Annotated in this window: 22 protein-coding genes; 13 read left to right on the forward strand and 9 right to left on the reverse strand. The window is 70.0% G+C overall.

Annotation, left to right across the window (positions count from 1 at the left end):
• Positions 1-121: 121 nt before the first annotated feature.
• Positions 122-454, reverse strand: coding sequence for a heat shock protein HspQ (hspQ, locus tag HXX10_RS20545; protein WP_296524745.1), 333 nt, complete (start codon positions 452-454; stop codon positions 122-124).
• A gap of 123 nt (positions 455-577) precedes the next feature.
• On the reverse strand, positions 578-1621 hold the full coding sequence (locus HXX10_RS20550; protein ID WP_296524747.1) for a CoA ester lyase: 1044 nt from the start codon (positions 1619-1621) through the stop codon (positions 578-580).
• Positions 1622-1853: 232 nt separating this feature from the next.
• On the opposite strand from HXX10_RS20550, the gene HXX10_RS20555 reads away from it, so the two are divergent.
• Positions 1854-2831 (forward strand): AEC family transporter, encoded by a 978-nt coding sequence (locus HXX10_RS20555; protein ID WP_296524749.1) that lies wholly within the window; start codon positions 1854-1856, stop codon positions 2829-2831.
• A gap of 24 nt (positions 2832-2855) precedes the next feature.
• Here the strand turns inward: HXX10_RS20555 and HXX10_RS20560 are convergent, their stop codons facing one another.
• Positions 2856-4079, reverse strand: coding sequence for a UbiH/UbiF family hydroxylase (locus HXX10_RS20560; RefSeq protein WP_296524751.1), 1224 nt, complete (start codon positions 4077-4079; stop codon positions 2856-2858).
• A 199-nt stretch (positions 4080-4278) separates the two neighbouring features.
• On the opposite strand from HXX10_RS20560, the gene HXX10_RS20565 reads away from it, so the two are divergent.
• From HXX10_RS20565 to HXX10_RS20590, 6 genes are all read left to right on the forward strand, one after another.
• Positions 4279-5334, forward strand: coding sequence for a putative sulfate exporter family transporter (locus tag HXX10_RS20565; protein WP_296524753.1), 1056 nt, complete (start codon positions 4279-4281; stop codon positions 5332-5334).
• Between the two features lie 28 nt (positions 5335-5362).
• Entirely contained in the window at positions 5363-6247 is an 885-nt protein-coding gene (locus HXX10_RS20570; protein ID WP_296524755.1) for a LysR family transcriptional regulator, read from the forward strand.
• 162 nt (positions 6248-6409) lie between these two features.
• A complete protein-coding gene (locus tag HXX10_RS20575; RefSeq protein WP_296524756.1) occupies positions 6410-7291 on the forward strand; it encodes a DUF2182 domain-containing protein in 882 nt (293 codons plus the stop codon).
• Between the two features lie 146 nt (positions 7292-7437).
• Positions 7438-8193 (forward strand): TerC family protein, encoded by a 756-nt coding sequence (locus HXX10_RS20580; protein ID WP_296524758.1) that lies wholly within the window; start codon positions 7438-7440, stop codon positions 8191-8193.
• A gap of 299 nt (positions 8194-8492) precedes the next feature.
• On the forward strand, positions 8493-9470 hold the full coding sequence (locus HXX10_RS20585; RefSeq protein ID WP_296524760.1) for a quinone oxidoreductase: 978 nt from the start codon (positions 8493-8495) through the stop codon (positions 9468-9470).
• A gap of 10 nt (positions 9471-9480) precedes the next feature.
• On the forward strand, positions 9481-10176 hold the full coding sequence (locus HXX10_RS20590; RefSeq protein WP_296524762.1) for a CPBP family intramembrane glutamic endopeptidase: 696 nt from the start codon (positions 9481-9483) through the stop codon (positions 10174-10176).
• A 7-nt stretch (positions 10177-10183) separates the two neighbouring features.
• On the opposite strand, the gene HXX10_RS20595 is transcribed toward HXX10_RS20590, so the two are convergent.
• The 3 genes from HXX10_RS20595 to HXX10_RS20605 form a co-directional block, all read right to left on the reverse strand.
• Positions 10184-11185, reverse strand: a complete 1002-nt coding sequence (locus tag HXX10_RS20595) for an FkbM family methyltransferase (RefSeq protein WP_296524764.1) — start codon at positions 11183-11185, stop codon at positions 10184-10186.
• 143 nt (positions 11186-11328) lie between these two features.
• Positions 11329-12009 carry a dethiobiotin synthase gene (bioD, locus tag HXX10_RS20600; RefSeq protein WP_296524765.1) on the reverse strand — a complete coding sequence of 227 codons (681 nt, stop codon included), beginning with the start codon at positions 12007-12009 and terminating at the stop codon, positions 11329-11331.
• Entirely contained in the window at positions 12006-13166 is a 1161-nt protein-coding gene (locus tag HXX10_RS20605; RefSeq protein ID WP_296524767.1) for an aminotransferase class I/II-fold pyridoxal phosphate-dependent enzyme, read from the reverse strand. Before HXX10_RS20605 ends, bioD begins: the two co-directional genes overlap by 4 nt.
• Before the next feature lie 162 nt (positions 13167-13328).
• On the opposite strand from HXX10_RS20605, the gene HXX10_RS20610 reads away from it, so the two are divergent.
• Together HXX10_RS20610 and HXX10_RS20615 are read left to right on the forward strand one after the other, a co-directional pair.
• Positions 13329-14660 (forward strand): adenosylmethionine--8-amino-7-oxononanoate transaminase, encoded by a 1332-nt coding sequence (locus HXX10_RS20610; protein ID WP_296524768.1) that lies wholly within the window; start codon positions 13329-13331, stop codon positions 14658-14660.
• Positions 14657-15568, forward strand: coding sequence for a 2-dehydropantoate 2-reductase (locus HXX10_RS20615; RefSeq protein WP_296524770.1), 912 nt, complete (start codon positions 14657-14659; stop codon positions 15566-15568). Before HXX10_RS20610 ends, HXX10_RS20615 begins: the two co-directional genes overlap by 4 nt.
• Here the strand turns inward: HXX10_RS20615 and HXX10_RS20620 are convergent.
• Positions 15519-16703 carry a hypothetical protein gene (locus tag HXX10_RS20620; protein ID WP_296524772.1) on the reverse strand — a complete coding sequence of 395 codons (1185 nt, stop codon included), beginning with the start codon at positions 16701-16703 and terminating at the stop codon, positions 15519-15521. The two genes, HXX10_RS20615 and HXX10_RS20620, sit on opposite strands and share 50 nt — an antisense overlap.
• Before the next feature lie 332 nt (positions 16704-17035).
• Here HXX10_RS20620 and asnB point away from each other — a divergent pair, with 332 nt between their 5' ends.
• The 4 genes from asnB to nadE are packed head-to-tail and all read left to right on the forward strand — an operon-like array spanning position 17036 to position 21910.
• On the forward strand, positions 17036-18994 hold the full coding sequence (gene asnB, locus HXX10_RS20625) for an asparagine synthase (glutamine-hydrolyzing) (RefSeq protein WP_296524773.1): 1959 nt from the start codon (positions 17036-17038) through the stop codon (positions 18992-18994).
• Between the two features lie 8 nt (positions 18995-19002).
• The gene (locus tag HXX10_RS20630) at positions 19003-19269 is read left to right on the forward strand and encodes an acyl carrier protein (protein WP_296524776.1); all 267 of its coding nucleotides are present in this window, start codon (positions 19003-19005) and stop codon (positions 19267-19269) included.
• 56 nt (positions 19270-19325) lie between these two features.
• Positions 19326-20870, forward strand: coding sequence for a class I adenylate-forming enzyme family protein (locus HXX10_RS20635; protein ID WP_296524778.1), 1545 nt, complete (start codon positions 19326-19328; stop codon positions 20868-20870).
• Positions 20867-21910: an NAD(+) synthase gene (gene nadE, locus HXX10_RS20640; RefSeq protein WP_296524780.1), complete on the forward strand. Its 1044-nt coding sequence runs from the start codon at positions 20867-20869 to the stop codon at positions 21908-21910. Before HXX10_RS20635 ends, nadE begins: the two co-directional genes overlap by 4 nt.
• A 137-nt stretch (positions 21911-22047) precedes the next feature.
• Here nadE and rimO read toward each other — a convergent pair whose 3' ends face one another.
• Positions 22048-23412 (reverse strand): 30S ribosomal protein S12 methylthiotransferase RimO, encoded by a 1365-nt coding sequence (gene rimO / locus HXX10_RS20645; protein WP_296524784.1) that lies wholly within the window; start codon positions 23410-23412, stop codon positions 22048-22050.
• 140 nt (positions 23413-23552) lie between these two features.
• Positions 23553-24287, reverse strand: a complete 735-nt coding sequence (locus tag HXX10_RS20650) for a TIGR02206 family membrane protein (RefSeq protein ID WP_296524786.1) — start codon at positions 24285-24287, stop codon at positions 23553-23555.
• Positions 24288-24417 lie beyond the last annotated feature (130 nt).

The following is a 24417-nucleotide window of genomic DNA, read 5'->3' on the forward strand; positions in this document are numbered from 1 at the left end:
AGACCGGGGTTATGGGTCCCGGGCTCGCGGCCTACAGCCGCGCCCCGGGACGACGGAGGCTGCGGATGTCGGCTCCTCCATCGCCCACTCGTAAACTTAGCCGGGCGACAGGACCGCCGCCTCAGTTCAGCACCTCGAAGCGGCGGCGGTAGGAGCCGTCCTCGCTGCGCTCGAACACCTCGGAGACCTGCGGGTGGCGGACCGGCTCGCCCGACTCGTCGGGCAGCAGGTTCTGCTCCGACACATAGGCGATGTACTCGGTCTCGGCGTTCTCGGCGAACAGGTGGTAGAACGGCTGGTCCTTGTGCGGCCGCACGTCCTCCGGGATCGCCTCGTACCACTCGTCGGTGTTGGCGAACACCGGGTCGACGTCGAAGATCACGCCCCGGAACGGATAGATCCGGTGCCGGACAACCTGGCCGATCGTGTACTTGCCGGTGCGCGCTCTACTCATGGGGCGAAAATAGCGCAGCTTCACGTCGGCGAACAGCCTCCCGGCCGCAGGACTGACCTCCGGCCGGAACCATCGGCCGGCCGGAGCGGGTTCGCGGCCGGCCCGGTCGGACCGAAGCCCGGGTCACAGCCCGTAGCGGGCCGCCATCTCCGGGTCCTTGGCGGCGACCAGCCGGGCGAGGTCGACCACCACCTTGGCCTGCTTCCAGGTGGCGTCGTCCTGCATCTTGCCGTCGATCATCACGGCGCCCGAGCCGTCCGGCATGGCATCGAGGATCTTGTGGGCGAGCTTCACCTCGTCCGGGTCGGGCGAGAACACCCGCTTGGCGATGTCGATCTGGGACGGGTGCAGCGACCAGGCGCCGGCGCAGCCGAGCAGGAAGGCGTTGCGGAACTGCGCCTCGCAGGCCTCCGGGTCGGAGAAGTCGCCGAACGGCCCGTAGAAGGCCTTGATGCCGGTCGCTGCGCAGGCGTCGACCATGCGGGCGAGCGTGTAATGCCACAGATCCTGCTGGAAGCTTTCGCGCGGCGCGCCGGCGGCGGTCGCGTCGGCCAGCACCTTGTACTCCGGGTGGCCGCCGCCGACCCTTGTGGTCTTCATGGCGCGCGAGGCGGCCAGATCGGCCGGGCCGAGGCTCATCCCGTGCATGCGGGGCGAGGCCGAGGCGATCCTCTCGACATTGTTGACGCCTTCCGGGGTCTCCAGGATGGCGTGGATGAAGATCGGCTTGCGCAGCGCGAAGCGCGCCTCGAGCTGGGCCAGGAGCTGGTCGAGATAGTGAATGTCCCAGGGCCCTTCGACCTTGGGAATCATCACCACGTCGAGCTTGTAGCCGACCGCCTCGACGATCTCCAAAAGGTCGTCCAGCACCCAGGGCGAGTTGAGCGCGTTGATGCGCACCCACAGGCCGGTGGCGCCGAAGTCGTTCACCCGCGCCATCTCGATGAAGCCGCGGCGGGCATCCTCCTTGGCGTCGGCCGGGATCGCGTCCTCGAGATTGCCGAGCACGACGTCGACCTGGCCGGTCAGCTCGCGGACCTTGGCCCGCAGCTTCTCGATGTGCGGGGGGACGAAATGGATCATCCGCTCGAGCCGCACCGGGAGCTCACGGCACGGCGCTGGCGCGCCGATCGCGAGCGGCTTGTAGAAATTGCGTGGAAGCTTCATCGATCTTGTTTCCGCCCTTGGGCTCGTCCCAGGAGGCTGGCGCGTCACGCGGGCAGCCGGACAGGGCGCCGGCCGCTGCATGGCTGCGCGTGCCCGAAACGCTGCACGAGCCGCCGTGAAATGCTCTAATCGAGATCGCTTGGTCGCCCCTCCAACCTAGAGGAAGCTGCGTCGTCCGCCAAGCCGGACCGGCGGTTCCCTCGCTGCAACCTTCGTCGGCTCGCCCACCGCCATGATGGACGTCCTCAACCTCGCACTGCCGTTCTTCGGCCTGATCTTTCTCGGCATGGCCTGCGGGAGGTTCGCCCGCATCCCGGACGCCGGTCTCGCCTGGATGGATTTCTTCGTCATCTATGTGGCGCTGCCGGCGCTGTTCTACCGGGTGCTGGCACAGACGCCGGCCGGCGAGCTGACCCAGCTCTCCTTCATCGTCGCCACCACGCTCGCCACCTTCGCGGCCTTCGTCGTGACCTTCGGGATCGCCATCGCGGTCGAGCGCGGCCGGCTGAGGGTGGCGACCATCATCGGGCTCGCCGGTGCCTACGGGAATGTCGGCTATATGGGGCCCGGCCTCGCCGTGTCGGCCCTCGGCACCGAGGCGGCGGCGCCGGTGGCGCTGATCTTCTGCTTCGACACGCTCCTGGTGTTCACCGTCGCGCCGCTGCTGATGACCATGGCGGGCCACCACGGCAAAGCCGGGGGCGACAGGAGTGCGCTCGCCACCGCCGGCCTGGTGGCCCGCCGCATCGTGCTGCATCCGTTCATCGTCGCCAGCGTGCTCGGCGTCGCCTCGGCGGCGATCGGCCTGCAGCCGCCCGTGGCGCTCGACCGGCTGCTGCAGTTCCTGCAGAACGCCGCGGCGCCCTGCGCCCTGTTCGCTCTCGGCGTCACCGTGGTGGCGCGCCCGGTCGACGCCGTGACGATCGAGCTGCCGATCGCCATCGGCGTCAAGCTGCTCGTCCATCCGGCGATCGTGCTGGTGCTGATGTCGCTGTTCGGCCCGTTCGCCGAGACCTGGGTCTACACGGCCGTGCTGCTCGCCGCGCTGCCGACGGCGCTCAGCGTCTTCGTGCTGGCTCGCCAGTACGACACCTGGGTGGCGGAGGCGTCGAGCCTGGTGATGTACGGCATCCTCGTCTCGGTGTTCACCGTGACGGGGCTGCTGTGGCTCCTGAAAGCCCACCTTCTGCCGCTGAACATTTTTGGGTGAAATCCCCCGTCGGCTGGTGGCCGGTCAGCTCAGCGGCTCGCCGCGCAGGAGCTTCGGCTCGGCCAGGGCCGGGGCGACGCCTTCGCGCATGACGGCGCGGCGCAGCGGGCCGAGGCGGCCGAGCATCCACAGGCCGACGCCGCGGACGCCCTGCACGGGCAGGAGGTCGCTTAAAAGGCTGCGGTTGAGCAGGTCGACGGCCAGCGTGCGGCTCGCCACGTCGGCGCGGCGGCGACGGTCGTACTCGTCCGTCACAGTCGGGCCGCCCGGGTCGGTCCCCTCCCGGCGGGCGTCGGCGATCAGCTCGGCGACGGTCGCGGCATCGCGAAAGCCGAGATTGAGGCCCTGGGCGCCGATCGGCGGCACCACATGGGCGGCATCGCCGACCAGCACGACGCGCCCGCCGGCAAAGCGCCGGGCGGTCTCGACCGAAAGCGGGAAGGCGCCGCGGCCGGGCTCGACCGTCACGGGGCCGAGGATCGAATGGGAGCGCCGCTCGACCTCGGCATTCATGGCCTCGGGGGTGAGCGCCTGCAGGCGGTCGGCCTCGGCGGGGGCGACCACGCACACCACGCTGACCCGCCGGCCGGGCAGGGGAACGACCGTGAACGGCCCCTCGGCGGAGTGGAATTCCGTCGATATGTCGTGATGATCACGCGAAATGCCGAGGTTGAAGGTGAGCGCCGTCTGGGGGTAGGTCCAGCCCCGCGTGGCGATGCCGGCGGCCTCCCGGCAGAGCGAGCGGCGGCCGTCGGAGCCGACCGCGAGCTTCGCCACGATTTTTCGCCCGTCGGCGCAGCCGACCGTGACGCCCGTCGCGCCGATCGCCACCGTGCTGGCGTTCTCGGCCATGACGGTAAGGTTCGACAGCGTCGCTGCGCGCGCTTCCAGCGCCGCGACGAGGTCGCGATTCGCAATGTTCCAGCCGAACGCATCGAGGCCGATCTCGGTTGCCTCGAACCGCACCTCGGGGGCGCGCCACAGCCGGCCGGTGTCGTCGACGATCCGCATGGCCCGCAAGGGAGCGGCCGCGCCCCGGCACGCCTCCCAGACGCCCAGCGCCGTCAGCGCGTCGACCGAGCCGACCAGCAGCGCCGTCGTGCGATTGTCGCGCGGCACCGGGCGGCCGGCGACCAGGACGGTCGCGGCTCCCGTCGAGGCGATTGCGACCGCGGCCATCAGCCCGGCCGGGCCGCCGCCGACCACCACCACGTCACAGGATACCGTCTCGCCGGTCGTCGGCGTCATCGTGCAGCTCCCCTGAGGACGAAGCTCGGCCGCGCTCCTCGTCGGCCCGTCATAGTCGATCCGCTGCCTCGAGGCGAAGCGGACGCTATGACGCGGCTTCCAGGACTAATCGAAAATATCGATTGAAACGACAAAAATAACTTGTTTGATAGAATAGAAGCAACCGGCTTCTCTGCTGCGGAACAGCGAGGAGACCGCCATGCCGCCGATCGCCGACCCGACCGCCGTTTTGCCGGAGGCCCCATGCCCCGAAGCGTCCCGTCCAATAATTCATCGTCGGGCGTTGTGGCCCGGGCTGGCGCTGGCTGCAGCCGTGGCGGCAGCGGCGCTGGCGCTGCGCAGCCTGCCCGGCGTGGCGATCCTCAGCCCGATGATTCTTGCGGTGGTGATCGGCATCGCCGTCCGAAACACGGTCGGGACTCCCGCGGCGGCGCAGCCGGGGCTCGGGGTGGCGATGCGGCCGCTGCTGCGGATCGCCATCGTCCTGCTCGGGCTTCAGCTCACCCTCGCCGACATCGCCGAGCTGGGCTTTTCGAGCGTCGCGATCCTGGCCGCTACTCTGACGGCGACGTTCCTGTTCACGGTCTGGTTGGGCCGGCGCCTCGGCGTCGATCCGGGTCTCGCCCGGTTGGTGGCGGCCGGCACCTCGATCTGCGGTGCGTCGGCCGTGGTTGCGGCCAACACGGCGACCCGGGCGAGCGACGAGGACGTCGCCTATGCGGTCGCCTGCGTGACGCTGTTCGGCTCCCTCGCCATGGTGCTCTACCCGCTGCTGCCGGGCCTGCTGCATCTCGGCCCGCGCGCCTATGGCCTGTGGGCGGGCGCCTCGATCCACGAGATCGCCCAGGTGTTGGCGGCCGCCTTCCAGGGCGGCAGCGAGGCCGGGCATGTCGGCACCATCGCCAAGCTCTCCCGGGTCATGATGCTGGCGCCGGTGGTGCTGGCCCTCGGCTTTGCCACGGCGAAGCCCGCTGCGGCCGGCGGGTGCGCAGCGGCGCCGGCGCCGGTACCTTGGTTCGTGCTCGGCTTCGTGGCGCTCGCCGTCGCCAACAGCGTGGTGACGATCGACCCCATGGTGCGGCAGTGGATCGTCCTCGCCACCACGGTTCTGCTGGCGATCGCGCTCGCCGCCATGGGGCTGGAGACCGATATCCGGCGGCTCGCCGCCAAGGGCCTGCAGCCGCTGCTGCTCGGCGCTGCCGCCAGCCTCTTCATCGCGGTGTTCAGCCTCGTCCTGGTGGAGGTCTTCGCCTGAGACCGGCCGGCCCGGACGGGGCGGCCCGATGACGCTCGAGCAGCTCCGCATTTTCGTCGCGGTCGCCGAGCGCCAGCACATGACCCGCGCCGCCGAGGCGCTCGGCCTGGTGCAGTCCGCCGTCAGCGCCGCGGTCGCGGCCCTGGAGGCGCGCCACGCGACCGTGCTGTTTCATCGCGTCGGGCGGCGGATCGAGCTGACCGAGGCGGGGCGGGTCTTCCTGCCCGAGGCCAAGGCCGTGCTGGCGCGGGCGGCGGCCGCCGAGCTGGCGCTGACCGAGACCAGCGGCCTCGTGCGCGGCAGCCTGGCGGTCGCCGCCAGCCAGACCATCGCCGCCTATTGGCTGCCCGGCCTCCTGGTGCGGTTCCGCCGAGACCATCCGCAGATCGCGGTGCGGCTCGTGGTCGGCAACACGGCGCAGGTCGCCCAGGCCGTGGTGGATGGCGTGGCCGATCTCGGCTTTGTCGAGGGGGCAATCGACGAGCCCGCCTTGAACGACCACCCGTTCGCCGGCGACCGCCTGATCCTGGTGGCTTCGCCGGCGCATCCTTTCGCGGCGGCGCCGGCCCTCGAGCCCGCCGACCTGCTCGCCGCCGATTGGATTCTCCGCGAGCCGGGCTCGGGCACGCGCTCGGAGTTCGAGGAGGCCTTGCGGGCCGCGGGGCTCGATCCCGGCCGGCTGCGGGTGGTGCTGGAGCTGCCGTCCAACGAAGCGGTGCGATCGGCGGTCGAGGCGGGCGGCGGCGTCACGGTGGTGTCGGATCTCGTCGCCGCGTCCGGCCTGCGCTCCGGCCAGCTTGCCCGTGCCGCTTTCGCGCTGCCCGTGCGAAATTTCCATCTGCTGCGCCACCGCGAGCGGTATCACAGTCTCGCGGCCCGGACCCTGGCGGCCCTGATCGGCTCGAAACCGTAAAAGGGCCAGGCCTCGGGGGCTTTGCCGATGTCCGCGTCGGAGCGAATGCGCTAAGACTCGGCGCGATCGCGGACGCGCCGCCGCACATCGCCCGGGCTCGCCATGACCGATACGCCCCATTCTCCTGCTACGGCCGAGCCGCCCAGTGGCCGCGGACCGGCCGTGTTGCTCCTCTCGCGGCCCGTTGTGGTCGCGGTCGGCTGCCTGGTCGTGCTCGGGGGGCTCGGCTGGGTCTATCTCGGCCTGATGATCGCCGGCATGGCCGGCAGCGGATCGATGGCCACCTTCGGGCCCGGCATGGGACTGCTCGACCTCGTCACCGGCGGCGTCGAGCTCGACGGCTTCGCCAAGGCGCTGGCCGACGCGATCTGCCAGCCGAGCTTCGGCCATCACGGCGGCGCCAGTCCGGCGGCGCTCGCGACGCTCGCTTTGATGTGGGCCGCCATGGCGCTCGCCATGATGCTGCCGACCGCCGGACCGATGATCCTCACCTATGCGGAGATCGCCGCCACGGCGGCGCGCCGCGGCGAGCGCATCGCCTCGCCGCTCGCGCTGATCGCCGGCTATGTCGGGGTTTGGCTCGCCGTCGCGCTGGTCGCCGCGGTCCTGCAAGCCGTGCTCGCCCAGGCGGCGCTGCTCGACCCGGCGATGGCCTCGGCGAGCCCGCTGTTCTCGGGTGGCGTCTTCGTGGCGGCCGGGGCCTACCAGTTCTCGGCGCTGAAATATGCCTGCGTGACGCGCTGCCAGCGGCCGTTCCCGTTCTTCCTGGTGCGCTGGTCGAGCGCCACCGGCGACGTCTTCCGGCTCGGGGTCCGGCAGGGCCTGTTCTGCCTCGGCTGCTGCTGGGCCATGATGCTGCTGATGTTCGCGGTCGGGGTGATGAATGTGGTCTGGATGGCGCTGCTCGGCCTGGTGATGGGGGCCGAGAAGATCGCCACCACGACACGCTTCAGCAAGGCGATCGGCGTCGTCTTCATCCTGATCGGCGCCTGGATGATCGGCGACGCCGTGCTGGCGCACTGGCCGACCGCCCGCGCCGCGTGATCGGCCCGCCCTGACGCCGGGTGGCCCGAGCATTCGCGTTCGATGGTGTCGCGCGCAGCCGCGCCGATGCGCCGCACCGCGGCCGGCTTGCGCGCGGTGGGCCGAGCCGCCGATATCTCGGCTGCCGAAATTGGAACCCCCTCCGCATGCTCGACCTCCTGACCGACCCGAACGCCTGGGCCGCCCTCGTCACCCTGAGCGCCCTCGAGATCGTTCTCGGCATCGACAATGTCGTGTTCATCTCGATCCTGGTGTCCCGCCTCGATCCCAAGATCGCCGACAAGGCGCGAAAACTCGGTCTCGGGCTGGCGCTCGTCTTCCGCATCCTGCTGCTGTTCACCCTGACCTGGCTGATGGGCCTGTCCGAGTCGCTGTTCTCGGCGTTCGGCCGCGGCTTCTCGTGGCACGACATCATCCTGATCGTCGGCGGCCTGTTCCTGATCGCCAAGGCGACGCACGAGATGCACGCCGAGATCGAGGCGGCGGAGGACGCCGACGAGCCAGGGGCCGGGCCGGCCGTCGAGGCGGCGTTCGGCCTCGTCATCGTGCAGATCATCGCCGTCGACCTCGTCTTCTCGATCGACTCGATCGTCACGGCGATCGGCATGGCGCAGGACATCCGCATCATGGTGATGGCGGTGCTGATCGCGGTCGCGGTGATGTATGTGGCGTCCGGACCGGTGGCGCGCTTCGTCGCCGCCCACCCGACGACCAAGATGCTGGCGCTCGCCTTCCTGGTGCTGATCGGCGTCGCGCTGGTCGCCGACGGCTTCGAGGTGCATATCCCGCGCGGCTACATCTACTTCGCCATGGCGTTTGCCGGCGCGGTCGAGGCCTTCAACATCATCGCGCTGCGCAAGCGCCGCCGGCGGCGCATGGTCGAGCCCCAGAAGCCGGGGTGAGCGACCGTCGTCAAGGGGCGAGGCCATAGGCCGCGAGCCCGGGACCCATACCCCCGGTGCTGGTGGCTCACGACAGGCAGGGGATATGGGGTCCGGGCTCGGCCCTGCGGGTCGCCCCGGAACGACCGAGATTCTCCCATGCCAGCTCTGCGCGCGGTACCCGGGCCTTCGTCCGTCGCGCCGCTTGCGCCGGCAGGGCGAGTTTCTATGATCGCGCTCCCGAGCGGGGCGCCGCTCGTCCTCGTCCGCACCATTTGCCCGGGCGTCGTCCCGGGATCCGACATCCGAAGGAGAGTTCCATGGTGGCTGCTGTGCGCGTGCACAAGGTCGGCGGACCCGACGTCCTGACCTACGAGGAGGTCGACGTCCCGGCTCCGGGGCCCGGCCAGATCCGCATCAAGCAGGCCTCCTGCGGCATCAACTTCATCGACACCTATTTTCGCGAGGGCATGTACCCGGCGCCGAACGGGCTGCCCTTCATCGCCGGCAACGAGGGCGCCGGCACCGTGACGGCGGTCGGCCCGGACGTCGGCGACTTCAAGGTCGGCGACAAGGTCGCCTATGTGGTCCCGCTCGGCGGCTACGCGGCCGAGCGGCTGCTGCCGGCCGCCCGCGCCATAAAGGTGCCGGACGGCATCGATCTGGTGCAGGCCGGCGGCATGATGCTCAAGGGCATGACGGTGTGCTACCTGCTGCGCCGCACCTTCAAGGTCGGCCCGGGCCACACCATCCTGATTCACGCGGCCGCCGGCGGCATCGGCCTGATCGCCTGCCAGTGGGCGAAGCTGCTCGGTGCCACCGTGATCGGCACGGTCGGCTCCAAGGAGAAGGGCGAGCTCGCGAAAGCCAACGGCTGCGATCACCTGATCTACTATCGCGACGAGGACTTCGTCGCTCGCGTCAAGGAGATCACCGGCGGCGCGCTGTGCGACGTCGTCTATGACGGTGTCGGCAAGACGACCTTCCCGGCCTCGCTCGACTGCATCCGGCCGCTCGGCCTGTTCGTCTCGTTCGGCAGCGCCTCGGGCCAGATCGACGCCTTCAACATCAACATCCTGCAGGCCAAGGGCTCGCTGTTCGCCACCCGGCCGACCCTCAACCACTATGCGGCGAGCCGCGCCGACCTCGAGGGCCTGGCGAACGAGCTGTTCGACGTGGTCAAGAGCGGCCGCGTGAGGATCCCGATCCAGCAGACCTACGCCCTGAAGGACGCCCAGAAAGCGCATCGCGAGCTCGAATCGCGGGCGACCACGGGCGGCTCGATCCTCGTGCCCTGACGGCGCGGGGGTGCCCTGGGGTTTTGTCGCAACGGTCGCGATCGCCGTCCTGGCCTTCGGGCTCGGGCAGGCGGTCGCGGCCGTCGGCCTGTCGGTCTTTCTCAGCCCGGAGGCGCTCGCCGCCCCGGCGCTGCCGGCCGACGGCGCCGCCGTGGCGTGGGTGGTGGTCGCCGCCAATGTGGTCCAGACCGTCACGCTGGTGCTGGCCGCACGCGTGCGCGATCCGTCGGCGCGCGCCTATCTCGGCCTCGACCTGCCGGGCCGCCGCGACCTGCTGATCGGCTTTGCCAGCCTCGTCGTCCTGGTGATAGCCGCCGATGCGGCGACGCTCGCGGCCGGGCGCGACCTCGTGCCGCAAGTCCAGATCGAGACCTATCGCAGCGCCGCGGCGCAGGGCGTGCTGCCGCTGCTGTGGGTCGCGCTGGTCGTGGTCGCGCCGGTCGGCGAGGAGCTGCTGTTCCGCGGCTTCGTGTTCCGCGGCTGCGCCGTCTCCGACACCAGCGCGCCGCCCACCATCGTCATCTCGAGCTTCCTGTTCGCGCTCCTGCACGTCCAGTACGACTGGGTCGGCATCGTGCTGATCTTCTTCGTCGGCCTGCTGCTCGGCGTGCTGCGCTGGAGGAGCGGCTCGACCACGCTGGTCATCCTGCTCCACGTCGCCCTCAACCTCGAGGGCACGATCGAGACGATGATCATGGCGGGGTAGGCGAGGATCACTCCCCGAGAATCTGGCCGCCGTCGTAGCCGCAGGCGATGCGGCCGAGGGCGAAGCGAAAGGCTTCGCCGGTCAGGTCGGGCAGAGGCGCGGCGTCGCCACGCGCTGCCGCGCCGCGTGCAAGGATCTCCGCCAAAACCGTGTCGTCGAGCCAGGGCAGGCTGGCGAAGAAGCCGTGCGCGAGCGTCTCGGCCAGCGCGTGGTCGGGATGCGCGGCGTTCTCCGGGGCGCGGCCGATCTCGTACATGTGGCGGACCGCGTGCCAGTCGGCCCGCTCCCTCGGGACGCGCGCAAAAATCTCCGGATGCTCCTCGGCGACGTAGAAGCGGTTGAGCGTGTCGAACAGTGCGAAGCGGTAGCCTTGCGCCAGCAGGGCCGGCTCGAAGGCCTCCCAGGCCGGCTCGCCGGTGACGGGCGCCACCGCCTCGACCAGCACGAGCTTGGGTCGCCAGCGCGTCCAGTCGTTGCCGGCCAGGACCTCGGCCTCGCCGCCCTCGACGTCCACTTTCAGAAGGTCGATGTCGGTCAGGCCGTGCGTGGCGAACACGGTCGCCAGCGTCGCCATGGGCCGGCGCTCGGTGGAGAACGCCGCCCCGAAGGCGCCGGCCTTTTCGGCATGCGCCGCAATCGTGGTGGAGAAGCCGTGCAGCCGGTCGACCTTGTGGAAGTCGGCCTCGCCGTCGCGGGCGCCGACCAGCGCGCCGACGCGGATGTCGCGCGGCCGCAGCCGCGCGTAGAGCGCGAGGAGGTCGGCCTGCGGCTCGACCACGAGGCCCTGCCAGCCGCGCTGGTAGAACCAGAACGACACGTTGTCGGCGACCGGATGGCCGGCGCCGATGTCCACATAGGTGCCGGTCGCCTGGCCCGCGAAGGCGAGCGCGACGTGATAGTCCTCGAGGTTCTGGGTGTAGGAGAGATCCACGGCGCCGCCCCGGTTCGCGATGACGGCGCAGTGCATCACGACACGCGACGGCACGCCACCGCGGCCGTCAAAAGCCATGCCGATCGTTCATTCGCGCGTCATTCCGGGGCGCTGCGAAGCAGCGAACCCGGAATCCAGCAACAGGCTCGGGCGTCGTGGTTGGATTCCGGCTCCGGCGCGACGCGCCGTCCCGGAATGACCCGGCTTCGAGCTCGCGCCGCTCAGAGCTTGGCGACGAGCTCGGCGAAGACCGCGTGGTCGGGGCTGCTCTCGGGCGGCAGGCGCGGCAACACCAGCACCGGCACGCCCTTGGCGAAGGCCTTCAGCGACGACACCGTCTCGTCGAGCGGGATCGAGCTGCCGGGCGTCTGGCTCACCACCACGGTGCCGACCGTCAGGCCGCGGCGCGCCAGCACGTCGAGGGCCGTCAGGGTGTGGCTGATGGTGCCCAGATAGCTGCCGGCGACCAGCACGACCGGAACCCCGAGCGCGACCATCAGGTCGAGCACGGTGCGGGTCTCGTCGAGCGGCGCCATGATGCCGCCGACGCCCTCGATCACCAGCGCGTCCTTGCGCTTGGCGATGCGCTCGCGGCACATCGCGATCACGGCGTCGCCATCGATGCTGCGGCCCTCGCGACGGGCGGCGAGATGGGGCGAGAGCGGGGCCTCGAACCGCCAGGGCGCCACATCGGCGATCCGCTCCGGCGTGACCTCTGCGCCGGTTGCCGCGATCAGCAGGCCGGCATCGCTGCCTTCGGCCTCACGCGGGTCGTAGCCGCTCTGCACCGGCTTGAGCACCTCGACGGTGCGGCCGCGGCCCTTCAGGGCCCGGATCAGGCCGCGGGACACGAACGTCTTGCCCACCTCGGTGCCGGTGGCGCTGACGAACACGACAGTCATGAGACATTCCCCAGTACGCGGCCGCGGATCAGGTCGGCGAGCCGCTCGATCTCCTTTTCCGGGTGGGCGGGCGTGAAGGTCAGCCGCAGCCGCGCCGTGCCGGGCGGCACGGTCGGCGGCCGTATCGCCACCACCAGGAAGCCTTCGTCGGCGAGCATGCGCGAGGCGGCGAGGGCCGCGTCCGTGTCACCGACCACCACGGGCACGATCGGGCTCTGAGGGTCCGGCAGCCCGACCCGCCGAGTGAACAGCCGCGCGCTGGCGAGGGGGCCCTCCGCCAGGCTCGGATCGGCCTCGATCAGGTCGAGCGCCGCGACCGCCGACGCCACCACGCTGGGCGGCAGGCCGGTCGAGTAGACCAGGGTGCGGGCCCGGCTCTTCATCAGCTCGATGACGGGACGCGTCGCGCACAGATAGCCGCCATAGGCGCCGATCGCCTTGGAGAGCGTGCCCATCTGCAGCGGCACGTCGGCGGGCTCGTCATGGGCGTAGGTCGAGCCGCGGCCGCCGCCGATCACGCCGATGCCGTGGGCGTCGTCGGCCATCAGCCAGGCGTCGTGGGCGCGGGCGAGCCGGCCGAGCGCCGGCAGTGGCGCCAGATCCCCGTCCATCGAGAAGACGCCGTCGGTCAGCATCAGGGCGTGGCGATGCGCGGCGCGGTGCGTGGCCAGCAGCTCCTCGGCATGGGCGAGATCGTTGTGGCGAAAGACGCAGAGTCGCGCCCGGCTCATCTGGGCGCCGGCGAACAGGCAGGCATGGGCGAGCTCGTCGATGACGATCAGATCGTCCGGCCCGACCAGGGCCGGGATCACGCCCGTATTGGTCAGATAGCCGGAGCCGAACACGCAGGCCGCCTCGGCTCCCTTGAGGCGGGCGAGCCGTTCCTCGAGGGCGCCGTAGAGGGGATGATCGCCGGTGACGAGCCGCGAGCCGCCCGATCCGGCGCCGTAACGATCGAGCGCCTCGCGAGCGGCTGCCAGGATTGCCGGATGATGCGAGAAGTTGAGATAGTCGTTGCAGGAAAAGGACAGGTATCGCTTGCCGCCGCGCTCGACCACGACACCCGGCTCGCGGGCCGTGTGGACGATGTTGCGGCGCAGGCTCGCGGCCGCGAGGGAGTCGAGCTTGGCGGTGGCGAAGGCAGTGAGGGAATCCATCGGCTCAGCTTGAAGACGGGTGAAACGCGCGTATCGAGAAGGGTTTCGCCCCGATTTGCGTTGCGGTACTGCAAGGTCGCGCCGCACGGGTCGCCGTGCGACGATAGGTCAGGGTGGCCGGCCGCGATGACAAGAGCAACCGACGATGGTGAGGGTCACGCCATGCATGGCCCGCATGATGGTGGCCCGAACGAACTACTTAAGGGGGGCGGCGCGTCCGCAGAACCCCCACCATGGTATGGTGCCGGTTGCTCGCATGTCTGGCTGCCCTATACGCAGATGAAGACCAGCGCGCCGCCGCTGCCGGTGGTGCGGACGCAGGGCAGCCGCATCGAGCTGGCCGATGGCCGCGAGCTGATCGACGGCGTCGCCTCGTGGTGGACGGCCTGCCACGGGTACAATCATCCGCACATCAGGGCCGCGCTCGCCCGCCAGCTCGAGATCTTGCCGCATGTGATGCTGGGCGGCCTCCTGCACGAGCAGGCCGCCCGGCTCGCCGCCCGGCTGGCGGCGCTGCTGCCCGGCGATCTCGACCGGGTGTTCTTCTCGGATTCGGGCTCGGTCGCCGTCGAGGTCGCCATGAAGATGGCGGTCCAGTACTGGATCAACAGCGGAGTTCGCGGGCGCAAGAAGTTCGTCGCCTTCCGGGGCGGCTATCACGGCGACACCACCGGGACCATGGCGGTGTGCGATCCCGACGAGGGCATGCACCGGCTTTTCAAGGGCCTGCTGCCGGAGCAGATCATCGCCGACCTGCCGCGCGACGAGACCTCGTCCGACGCGCTCGACCGCCTGCTGGCGGAACGCGGCGACGAGATTGCCGGCATCCTGGTCGAGCCGCTGGTGCAGGGCGCCGGCGGCATGCTGTTCCACGACGCCGCGGTGCTGGCGCGCCTGCGCGCCGCCGCCGACCGGTCTGGAATCCTGCTGATCTTCGACGAGATCTTCACCGGCTTCGGCCGCACCGGCGCGATGGTCGCGTGCGACTCCGCGGCCACCGGAGGCGCGGGCGTGGTGCCCGACATCGTCACGCTCGGCAAGGCGCTGACGGCCGGCACGCTGCCGCTCGCCGCGACGGTCGCGTCTAAAAAAGTCTTCGACGCCTTCTGGTCGGACGACCCGATGCATGCGCTGATGCACGGCCCGACCTTCATGGGCAATGCGCTCGCCTGCGCGGCCGCCAATGCCTCGCTCGATCTGTTCGAGCGTGAGCCGCGGCTCGACCAGGTGCGGGCCATCGAGGCGCATCTGACGACCGCCCTGGCGCCGTGCCGCGGCCTTCCGGGTGTCGTCGACGTGCGGGTGCGCGGCGCCATCGGCGTGGTCGAGCTGGACAGGATCGACATCGCAGCCTTGAAAGCACGGTTCGTGCAGGAGGGCGTGTATGTCCGCCCGTTCGGCCGCATCGTCTATCTCACGCCGGCCTTCACGATCGGCGAGGCGGATCTCGCCCGACTGACCGGCGCGATCGTGAAAGTCCTGAGCACGCGATGAGTGAAAAGCCCGGAGCCACGCCCGTCGCCGTGATCGGCGCTGGCGCCATCGGCGGCCTCCTGGCCGCGCATCTGGCCCAGGCGGGCCATGCCGTCACGTTGTGCGTGCGAACTCCATTCGAGCGGCTGGTGGTCGAGCGCGACGGTCGCGCCGACACGATCGACGCCACCATCGTGTCGTCGCCGGAGGGGCTCGTGCCGGTTCCGTGGGTGCTGGTGGCGACCAAGTCGCAGGACACGGCGGCGGCCGGGCCGTGGCTGCGCGCGCTGGTCGGCCCGGGCACCGCCGTGGTCGTCGTGCAGAACGGCATCGGCCATGCCGAGCGTGTCGCGCCCTTCGTCGGCGATGCGACCGTGCTGCCGGCACTGATCTATTCGGGGGTCGAGCGCCTGGCCGCCGGACATATCCGCCTGCACACGGAAGGCCGCATCACGGTGCCGGCCGGCCCCGCCGGCGACGCCTTCGCGGCCCTGATGGAAGGGTCGGGCCTGACGGTCCAGCGCGAAAACGACTTCACCACGGCGCTGTGGCGCAAGGTGCTGTCCAACGTGGCGGCGAACCCGATCACGGCGCTGACGCTTCGGCGCATCGGCGTCTTCAACGAGCCCGACATCGCCGCGCTCGGAGAAACCCTGCTGACGGAGGCTGTCGCGGTGGCCCAGGCGGAGGGCGCCGAGGTCGGCGCCGACGACGTCGCCCGCACGCTGCAGATGCACCGGACCTACAATCCCTCGACCGGCACCTCGATGCTCTACGACCGGCTCGCCGGCCGGCCGATGGAGCACGACTACATCACGGGCGCGATCGTCCGCATGGCGGCGCGGCACGGCATCGACGTGCCGTTCAACCGCGCGATCCTCACGCTGCTGCGGGCCCTGGATGCGGGCGAGCCGTCAGCCCGCCGATGAGCTGACTCCAGGCTTCGCCCGCCAGTCCGGTCAGCATGGCGTCGCCCTTGGCGATCGCGGCCAAGACCTCTGGATCGCGGGAGTGGACCGTGGTCGATCCGCGCTGGAGGATGACGCAGTTGGCCTGCAGCAGGGCTTCGAGGATGCTGGGCTCGCAGCGGCCGGCGAGTGCCACGGCGCCACGCGCATGGGCGTCGCGGATCAGGCCGGCGACGACGCCGTCGGCTGCGTTTTCGCGCGCCAGAATCTGCAGAACCGTGGCGAGGCCGTTGCGGCGAACGTGATACAGGAACGCGCCGGCCGGCGCCCCGTCGCGATCCGTCACCTTCGCGCAGACCAGATCGCCGAAGGCCGGCATGTACGCCGCATGGGCGAGGCGGCCCGCGAGATGCGCCGCCGACCAGGCCGGCCGCAGGGCGAAACGGCTGCTCAGATCCGTGATCAGCGATACGGCGGCATCGCCCTCGACCGGGGTGGTCGAGTAACCGTCGGGAGCCGGGGGAACGTCCCACCAGGTTTCGCCGAGCTTGTTGGCGACGACGCGATCGGCGAACGCGCCGAGCGGATGCAGCGCGCCGAGCGCCCGCCATCGCCGCGCCGCGAACGTGATGGCGGCGCCGGCCGGCCGCAGCACCCGCAGCCACTTCATGCTGAACGCCGAGACGGCACGTCCGCCGAGCCGCGTCCACATGCGCCGCGACAGCGCGCTCGACGTCTCGCTGAACGCCAGATCGGGCGCGCTGCCGACGAAGGAGCGCAGCAGGCGGGCGCCGGCGAGCGAATCCTGCTTCGGATCGGCGACCATCAGGCTGCACGCATGCGCGGCCCGAACCGCACGCCCGTTCACCGTCATCGGCTGCGACAGCGAGCCGACGAAGCCGGACACGTGCCCGGCCGCCGTGACATGCACCAGCGAGGGCGACGCGGCATGGAAGTCGGGGCCGTCGATGAACAGGTCGCGCAGATAGGTCTCGACGGCGGGCAGCGGCACGTCGTCGCCGGGCCGGAAGGTCGTCTTGAAGAGACGAGCCACCGCCGGGACGTCGGCTGCGGCGAAGGCGCGGATCTCGGACCGCTGGGGCACGACCGCCGGAGCGGTGACGGCCGGGGCAGCGCCGTGAGCCTGAGTCGTCAAGGCAGTCGTCATGAATACCGACGGTTTGTCAGAACCAAAGGGATCGAGCTCGATCCTGCCGGATGCGTCGAGCGGGTGGCATCGAGACAGGGCACATGTGTAGCACCCGGTCCGATTACCAGAAGAGAGCGGGCGCAGGGCGGCTGGCCGAAGTGATTTGTGCGGTTACGGTTATCGCGGGAGCTGTGCACCCTTATCCACGGCAGGCGGCCGGCCATCGGCAAGCGGTTTAACGTTAACCCTCGATTGACGCTGCATTCGCCGGACCGATCACCTAGGTTCAATCGGCCAGCGTGCAGGGGCGGCACGCATCACGATGAAGGAGCAGGTTCGTGTGCGGCATCGCCGGATATTTCGGACGCCCGGGTTCGGCCGAGCCACCCACCGAATTGCTCGGTCGGATGATCGCGACGATCGCACATCGCGGTCCTGACGCGCGTGGCATCCATGTCGAGGACGGGGTCGGCCTCGCACATGCGCGGCTCAGCATTCTCGATCTCGCCGGCGGCGCCCAGCCGATGGCCGACATCGACGACGAGGTGGTCGTCACCTTCAACGGCGAGATCTTCAACTATGTCGAGATGCGCGACGAGTTGATCGGACGCGGCTGCCGGTTCCGCACCGCCTCCGACACCGAGACGATCCTGCAGGCCTATCGCGTGTGGGGGCCGGACTGCGTCGAAAAATTCAACGGCGACTTCGCCTTCGCATTGTGGGACAGGCGCGCGCGTCGGCTGATGCTGGCGCGCGACCGCGTCGGCGTGCGCCCGGCCTTCTGGGCGCGGCGCGGGGGCTGCCTCTATTTCGGCTCGGAGATCAAGGCGCTGCTCGCGGCGCCCGGCTTCGCGCCGGAGATCGACCCGATCGCGCTCGACCAGGTGCTGACCGTCTGGTTCCCGCTGGCGCCGCGCACCATCTTCAAGGATATTTTCGAGCTGCCGCCCGGCCATCTGCTGGTCGCCGATGCCGATGGCGTGCGGGTGAAGCCTTACTGGCAGCTTTCCTTCCCGGACGCACAGGACCGGGCCGGCTGCGACACCCGCGATCCGCGCGACGTCGCCGACGAGCTGCGGGCTTTGCTGGAGGATGCCACCCGGATTCGCCTGCGCGCGGACGTGCCGGTCGGCGCCTATCTGAGCGGTGGCCTCGACTCCTCGATCGTCACCGCGATGATGAAGTCGCTGGCGCCGGAGCAGTTGCGGACCTTCTCGGTCGCCTTCGAGGACGCCGAGTTCGACGAGCGGCCGTTCCAGGAGCTGATGGCGGCCGCGCTCGGCACCGAGCATCGCGTGATCACCTGCACGGCCGACGACATCGGACGGCTGTTTCCGGAGATCGTCGCCCATGTCGAGCGGCCGCTGGTGCGCACCGGTCCGGCGCCGCTCCACGGGCTCGCCGCCTTCGTGCGGTCGCAGGGCTTGAAGGTGGTGCTGACGGGCGAGGGGGCCGACGAGGTCTTTGCCGGCTACGACCTGTTCAAGGAGGCGAAGCTGCGGCGCTTCTGCGCGGCGCAGCCGGGCTCGCCGCGCCGAAAGCTGCTGCTGCAGCGCCTCTATCCGTATCTGCCGCAACTCAAGACCCAGTCGCAGAGCTATCGCGAGGCGTTCTTTCTCGGCGACGGCGACGATCTGGGCGATCCGCTGTTCTCTCACCTGCCTCGCTTCCGCACGATGCGCGGCATCAAGACGTTCTATGGGCCTGCCCTGCGTGAGGCCCTCGGCGCCTACGATGCACTGGCCGAACTGCGCGAAAAATTGCCGGCCGACTTTTCGCGCTGGCACCCACTGTCGCAGGCCCAGTATCTCGAAACCGCGTTCCTGCTGCCCGGCTACATCCTGTCGTCGCAGGGCGACCGGGTGTCGATGGCGCACGCGGTCGAGGGTCGCTTCCCGTTCCTCGACCCGCGGGTGATCGACTTCGCCACCCGTATCCCGCCGCAGCTCAAGCTGCGTGCCTTGCGCGAAAAGCACATCCTGCGCGAGGCGACCCGCGACCTGCTGCCGGCCGCGATCGCCGACCGGCCGAAGCAGCCCTACCGCGCCCCGGACAGCCACGCCTTCCTGCGGTCCGGACGGCACGGCTATGTCGAGCAGGCGATGTCACCCGTGGCGCTCGCCGCGGCCGGGCTGTTCGAGCCGGCGGCCGTGCAGAAGCTGTTGCGTAAATGCTCGACCAGCCGCGCCGTCGGCGCCCGCGACAACGCCGCCTTCGTCGGCATCCTGTCGACCCAGCTTTTGCACGGGCGGTTCGTCGGCCGTGCGACCGCCGAGAGCTCATCACAAGCAGCCTGAGGACCCCCATGCCCGCACTTCATCGTGACAAGATCCGCGCCTTCATCCGCGACAACTTCCTGTTTCGCGAGGACCGCGACGCCATCGCCGACAGCGACTCGCTGCTCGACGCCGGCCTGATCGACTCGACCGGGATTCTCGAGCTGGTCGCCTTCCTCGAGGCGGAGTTCGGCCTGGCGATCGCCGACGCCGACATCGTTCCGGAGAATCTCGACTCGATCGAGCGCATCGACGCCTTCGTCGCGACCAAGCTGCACACCTCGGCCGCCGCCTGAGCCGCGGTCCGGCACCGTTTGGTCGCAGCACAGTCCGTCATCGAGGAGCCGAGCCCATGCGGGTCGAGGAATTTCTGGTCGCGAGCGCGCAGCGATCGCCCGGCAAGCCGGCGCTGGTCGCCGGCGCCCGGCGGCTGACCTTTCGCGATCTCGACGTCGCGTCCGATCGCCTGGCCGGTGCGTTGCAACGGCACGGCGTAAAGCGCGGCGACCGCGTCGTCGTCTTCATGGACAACTGCGCCGAGGCCGTGATCGCGATCTTCGCGAGCCTGAAGGCCGGCGCCGTGTTCAGCCCGATCCATCCCTCGACCAAGGCCGACAAGCTCGCCTTCGTCCTCGACAACTGCCGCGCCGCCGCGCTGGTGACGCTCGGCCGTCTGGCGAAGCCGGCGGCGGCCGCGTTGGTGCAGGCCCCGAGCGTGACGACGACGATCGTGGCCGATCCGCGCGGCGACAGCCCGGCCGAGTGGCTGCGCTTCGATGAGCTGGTCGCGGCCGAACCTGCACCGCTGCGGCCGGCCGGAATCGCGCCCGACCTCGCCATGCTGATCTACACGTCGGGGTCGACCGGGTTCCCCAAAGGCGTGATGATGACCCACGACAACGTCGTGGCGGCCGCAGCGTCGATCACCACCTATCTGGACAGCCGCGCCGACGACGTCGTGCTCAGCGTGCTGCCGCTGTCCTTCGACTACGGGCTCTATCAGGTCCTGATGGCCGCCAAGGTCGGCGCCACCCTGGTGCTGGAAAAGTCCTTCGCGTTCCCCCAGGCGATCCTGCAGAAGATCATGGCCGAGCGCGCGACCGTGTTCCCGCTGGTGCCGACCATGGCGGCGCTGCTCTTGGAGATGAGGGATTTGCGGCCCGGCAGCCTACCGACGCTGCGGACCATCACCAACACGGCCGCGGCCCTGCCGGCCACGCATATCGCCCGGCTGCAGGCCTTGTTCCCCGGCGCGCGGCTGTTCTCGATGTACGGGCTCACCGAGTGCAAGCGCTGCACCTATCTGCCGCCCGAGCAGCTCGGCGTCCGGCCGGACTCTGTCGGCATCGCGATCCCGGGCACCGAGGCTTACGTGGTCGACGAGACGGGCGCGCGGGTGCCGCCCGGCGTGGTCGGCGAGTTGGTGATCCGCGGGCCGCACGTGATGAAGGGCTACTGGGAGAATTCCGAAGCGACCGCGCGGGCGCTGCGGCCGGGGCCGTATCCCTGGGAGAACGTGCTCTACACGGGCGACCTGTTCCGCGCCGATGCCGAGGGCTTCCTCTACTTCGTCGCCCGCAAGGACGACATCATCAAGTCGCGCGGCGAGAAGGTGAGCCCGAAGGAGATCGAGACCGTGCTCCACGCCATCCCGGGCGTGCGTGAGGCCGCCGTGATCGGCGTCGACGATCCGATCCTGGGCGCCGCGATAAAAGCCTTCGTGGCGGCCGAGCCGGGCCGCCTGACGGTCCAGGACGTGATCCGCCACTGCGCCCAGCGCCTGGAGGACTTCATGGTGCCGAAATACGTCGAGTTCCGTGACGTCCTGCCCAAGTCGGACAACGGCAAGATCGACCGCCGCGCGCTCGCCGCGCCCGTGATGGAGGCCGCCGAATGAACAAGCCGCTCCGCCTGCACTCCATCGATACGATCGACGAGGCACCGGTTGCGCCGATCGCGCCGGCCGCCGTCGACTTCTCGGTGCAATCGCTGCATCTCGATCCGGCCGCCGAGACGGCCCGCATCGTCGCGGCGTTGAAAACCCAGGTGCTGCGCACGCTGCGCCGCCGCGGCGTCGTCGTCGGCCTGTCGGGCGGGATCGATTCCAGCGTCACGGCGGCGCTGTGCGCCCGCGCCTTCGGTCCGGACAGGGTGCTGGCCGTGCTGATGCCGGAACAGGATTCCGATCCCGACAGCCTGCTGCTCGGCCGCCGGATGGCGGCAGCGGTCGGGATCGAGACCGTGACCGAGGACATCGCGCCGATGCTGCAGGCCGCCGGCTGCTACGCGCGCCGCGACGCCTTCATCCGCACGGTCGTTCCGGAGTATGGCCCGGGCTGGAGCTGCAAGGTGGTCATCGCCAATGCGCTGGAGGGCTCGCCCTACAGCCTCACCTCGCTGGTGGTGCAATCGCCGCAGGGCGTTCAGCGCAAGATGCGCCTGCCGATCGAGGCCTATCTCGGCATCATCGCGGCGACCAACATGAAGCAGCGCACCCGCAAGCAGCTCGAGTATTTCCACGCCGACCGGCTCAACTACGCGGTCGCCGGCACGCCGAACCGGCTCGAATACGACCAGGGCTTCTTCGTCAAGAACGGCGACGGCGCCGCCGACTTCAAGCCGATCGCCCATCTCTACAAGACGCAGGTCTATCAGCTCGCAGCACATCTGGGCGTGCCGGAGGACATCCGCCGGCGGCCGCCGACCACCGACACCTGGTCGCTCGCCCAGACCCAGGAGGAGTTCTACTTCTCGCTGCCGTGGGACCGCATGGACCTGTGCCTCTTCGCGCTGAATCACGGCATCGCCGCCGCTGTCGCGGCGCCCGTCGCCGGCCTCACGGTCGCGCAGATCGAGCGGGTGTGGCGCGACATCGCGTCGAAGCGCCGCGTCGCCCAATACCTGCACGCCGCACCGCTGCTGGTGGAGACGGTTTAGAGGCTGGTCATTCCGGGGCGCGGACCTTCAGGTCCGGGAGCCCGGAATCCATAGCCCCGGTGCCGGTGGCTCACGGGAGACAGTGGTTATGGGTTCCGGGATCGCCGCTTCGCGGCGCCCCGGAACGACAGACTCGGTCAAAACCCCACCGCGGTCCCGTGCAGATCATACGCGTCGGCGCGCTCGATCTTGACGGTGGCGATCTCGCCGACCCGCAGCGGGCGGCGCGAGGCGACGTAGACGGCGCCGTCGATCTCGGGCGCGTCGGCCTTGCTGCGGCCCTTGGCGACGCTCGCCCCCACCTCGTCGATGATCACCTGCTGGCGGCTGCCGACCTTGCGCTTGAGGCGGCGGGCCGAGATCGCCTGCTGGCGCTGCATGAAGCGGTGCCAGCGCTCTTCCTTGACCTCGTCCGGCACGGCGTCGCCGAGGTCGTTGGCCGGAGCGCCGCGCACCGGCTCGTACTTGAAGCAGCCGACGCGGTCGAGTGCGGCCTCGTCGAGCCAGTCTAGCAGCTCCGAGAATTCCGCTTCGGTCTCGCCCGGGAAGCCGACGATGAAGGTCGAGCGCAGCGTCATGTCGGGGCACAGCTCGCGCCAGCGGGCGATGCGTCCGAGAGTCTTCTCCTGCGCGGCCGGACGGCGCATGCGCTGAAGCACCGCGGGCGAGCCGTGCTGGAACGGGATGTCGAGATAGGGCAGCACGCGGCCCTCGGCCATCAGCGGGATCACCTCGTCGACATGCGGGTAGGGGTAGACGTAGTGCAGCCGCACCCAGACGCCCAGCTCGCCCAGCGCCGCCGACAGATCCAGGAACTTCGCCCGCACCTCGCGGTCGCGCCAGGTGCTGGCGGCGTATTTGAGATCGACGCCGTAGGCCGAGGTGTCCTGCGAGATGACCAGCAGCTCCTTGACGCCGGCCGCCACCAGCTTCTCGGCTTCTCGAAGAATATCGGCGGCGGGACGGGAGACGAGGTCGCCGCGCAGCTTCGGGATGATGCAGAAGCTGCAGCGGTTGTTGCAGCCCTCGGAAATCTTCAGGTAGGCATAGTGCCGCGGCGTCAGCTTGATGCCTTGCGGCGGCACCAGATCGAGGAACGGCGCATGCGTCGGCGGCACGGCGCGGTGCACGGCCTCCATGACGCTCTCGTATTGCTGCGGCCCGGTGATCGCCAGCACGTTGGGGAATTTCTCGGTGATGGCCTCCGGCTCGGCGCCCATGCAGCCCGTCACCACCACCTTGCCGTTCTGGGCGAGCGCGTCGCCGATGGCGGCGAGCGACTCCTGTTTGGCGCTGTCCAAAAACCCGCAGGTGTTGACCAGCACCAGGTCGGCGCCCGAATGGGTGCGGGTCAGCTCGTAGCCCTCGGCGCGCAGCCGCGTGACGATGCGCTCGGAATCGACCAGCGCCTTGGGGCAGCCGAGCGAGACGAAGCTCACTTTTCGCGGGGCGGGCGCCGTGTCGTCGGGCACGCGGTCGGACAGGGTCGAGGGGATCTGCATCGAGACAGCCGTGCTGTGGCGGGAGGGCCGTGTCCTAGAGCATTTTCCGGCGAAGTGGAAACGGCTTCGCCGGAGAGCTTGCGCCCGCTCGAAAGCCCGCGGCGAATCGGGAAGGGCCTTCCCGGGCACTCACGCCCCTCTTATGCCGCCTCGGCCTCCGCCTCGGGTGCCGACTTTCCCCGCAAACGCCACGGCAGCAGCACCAGCAGGAAGCCGAGGCCGGCGAGCCCCGCCATCACGGCGACCCGGGCCGGCCAGGGGCCGAGCAGGGCGACGAAGGGCGGGATCAGGCTGGTGTCGGCCGGATTGCCCACATAGGCGTAGTTCGAGCCGAGGACGACGTTGACGGCAAAGACCAGGCCCACATAGCCCAGCGTGAAGCCGGCGGCGCGGCGGAAATCGCTCCAGTCCGGGCGGAAGCCCAGCACGGCGATGTCGTAGACGGCGTAGCCGAAAATGATGGTGTGGGCGGTCCAGAAGCACCAGAACAGCAGCGAGGCAGGGCCCTGGGCGAGGGTCGGCTGGATGAAGGCCTGGGTGGTCAGGGCGAAGGCCCAGAAATACAGGGTGGCGCGCAGCCAGCGCTTCTGGCTGAGCAGCGCGAGCGGCGCGATCAGGCCGCCGACGTCGCAGATATGGAGCGGCAGGCCGGCGACGATGTCGATGCCGGACCAGTTCCAGGCGACGTTGTAGACGCTCCACTCGGCGAAGGCGAAGGCGCCGAGCACCAGCCGCAGGCGCTTCTCGCCGGCATCCGACAGGCGGCGCCCGAGTATGACCAGGGCGGTGATCGCCGCGAAGCAGATCAGCACCGTGACCAGGTGCAGGCTGCCATAGGGCGTGAACACGTCGAAACGACCGACCGCGGCGTCCATCGGCATCCCCCTAAAAATACCGCTCCGGCGCGAATCGCGGCCGGCCCTTCACCACAATTTGCGCCGGCCAGGTTGCACCAATAAGGCAGTCTCCCGGCAGACCTGGGGCCGGCCGACTCGGCCGGCTGGT

Source organism: Rhodoplanes sp. (genome assembly GCF_013377085.1).
Taxonomy (GTDB): domain Bacteria; phylum Pseudomonadota; class Alphaproteobacteria; order Rhizobiales; family Xanthobacteraceae; genus Rhodoplanes.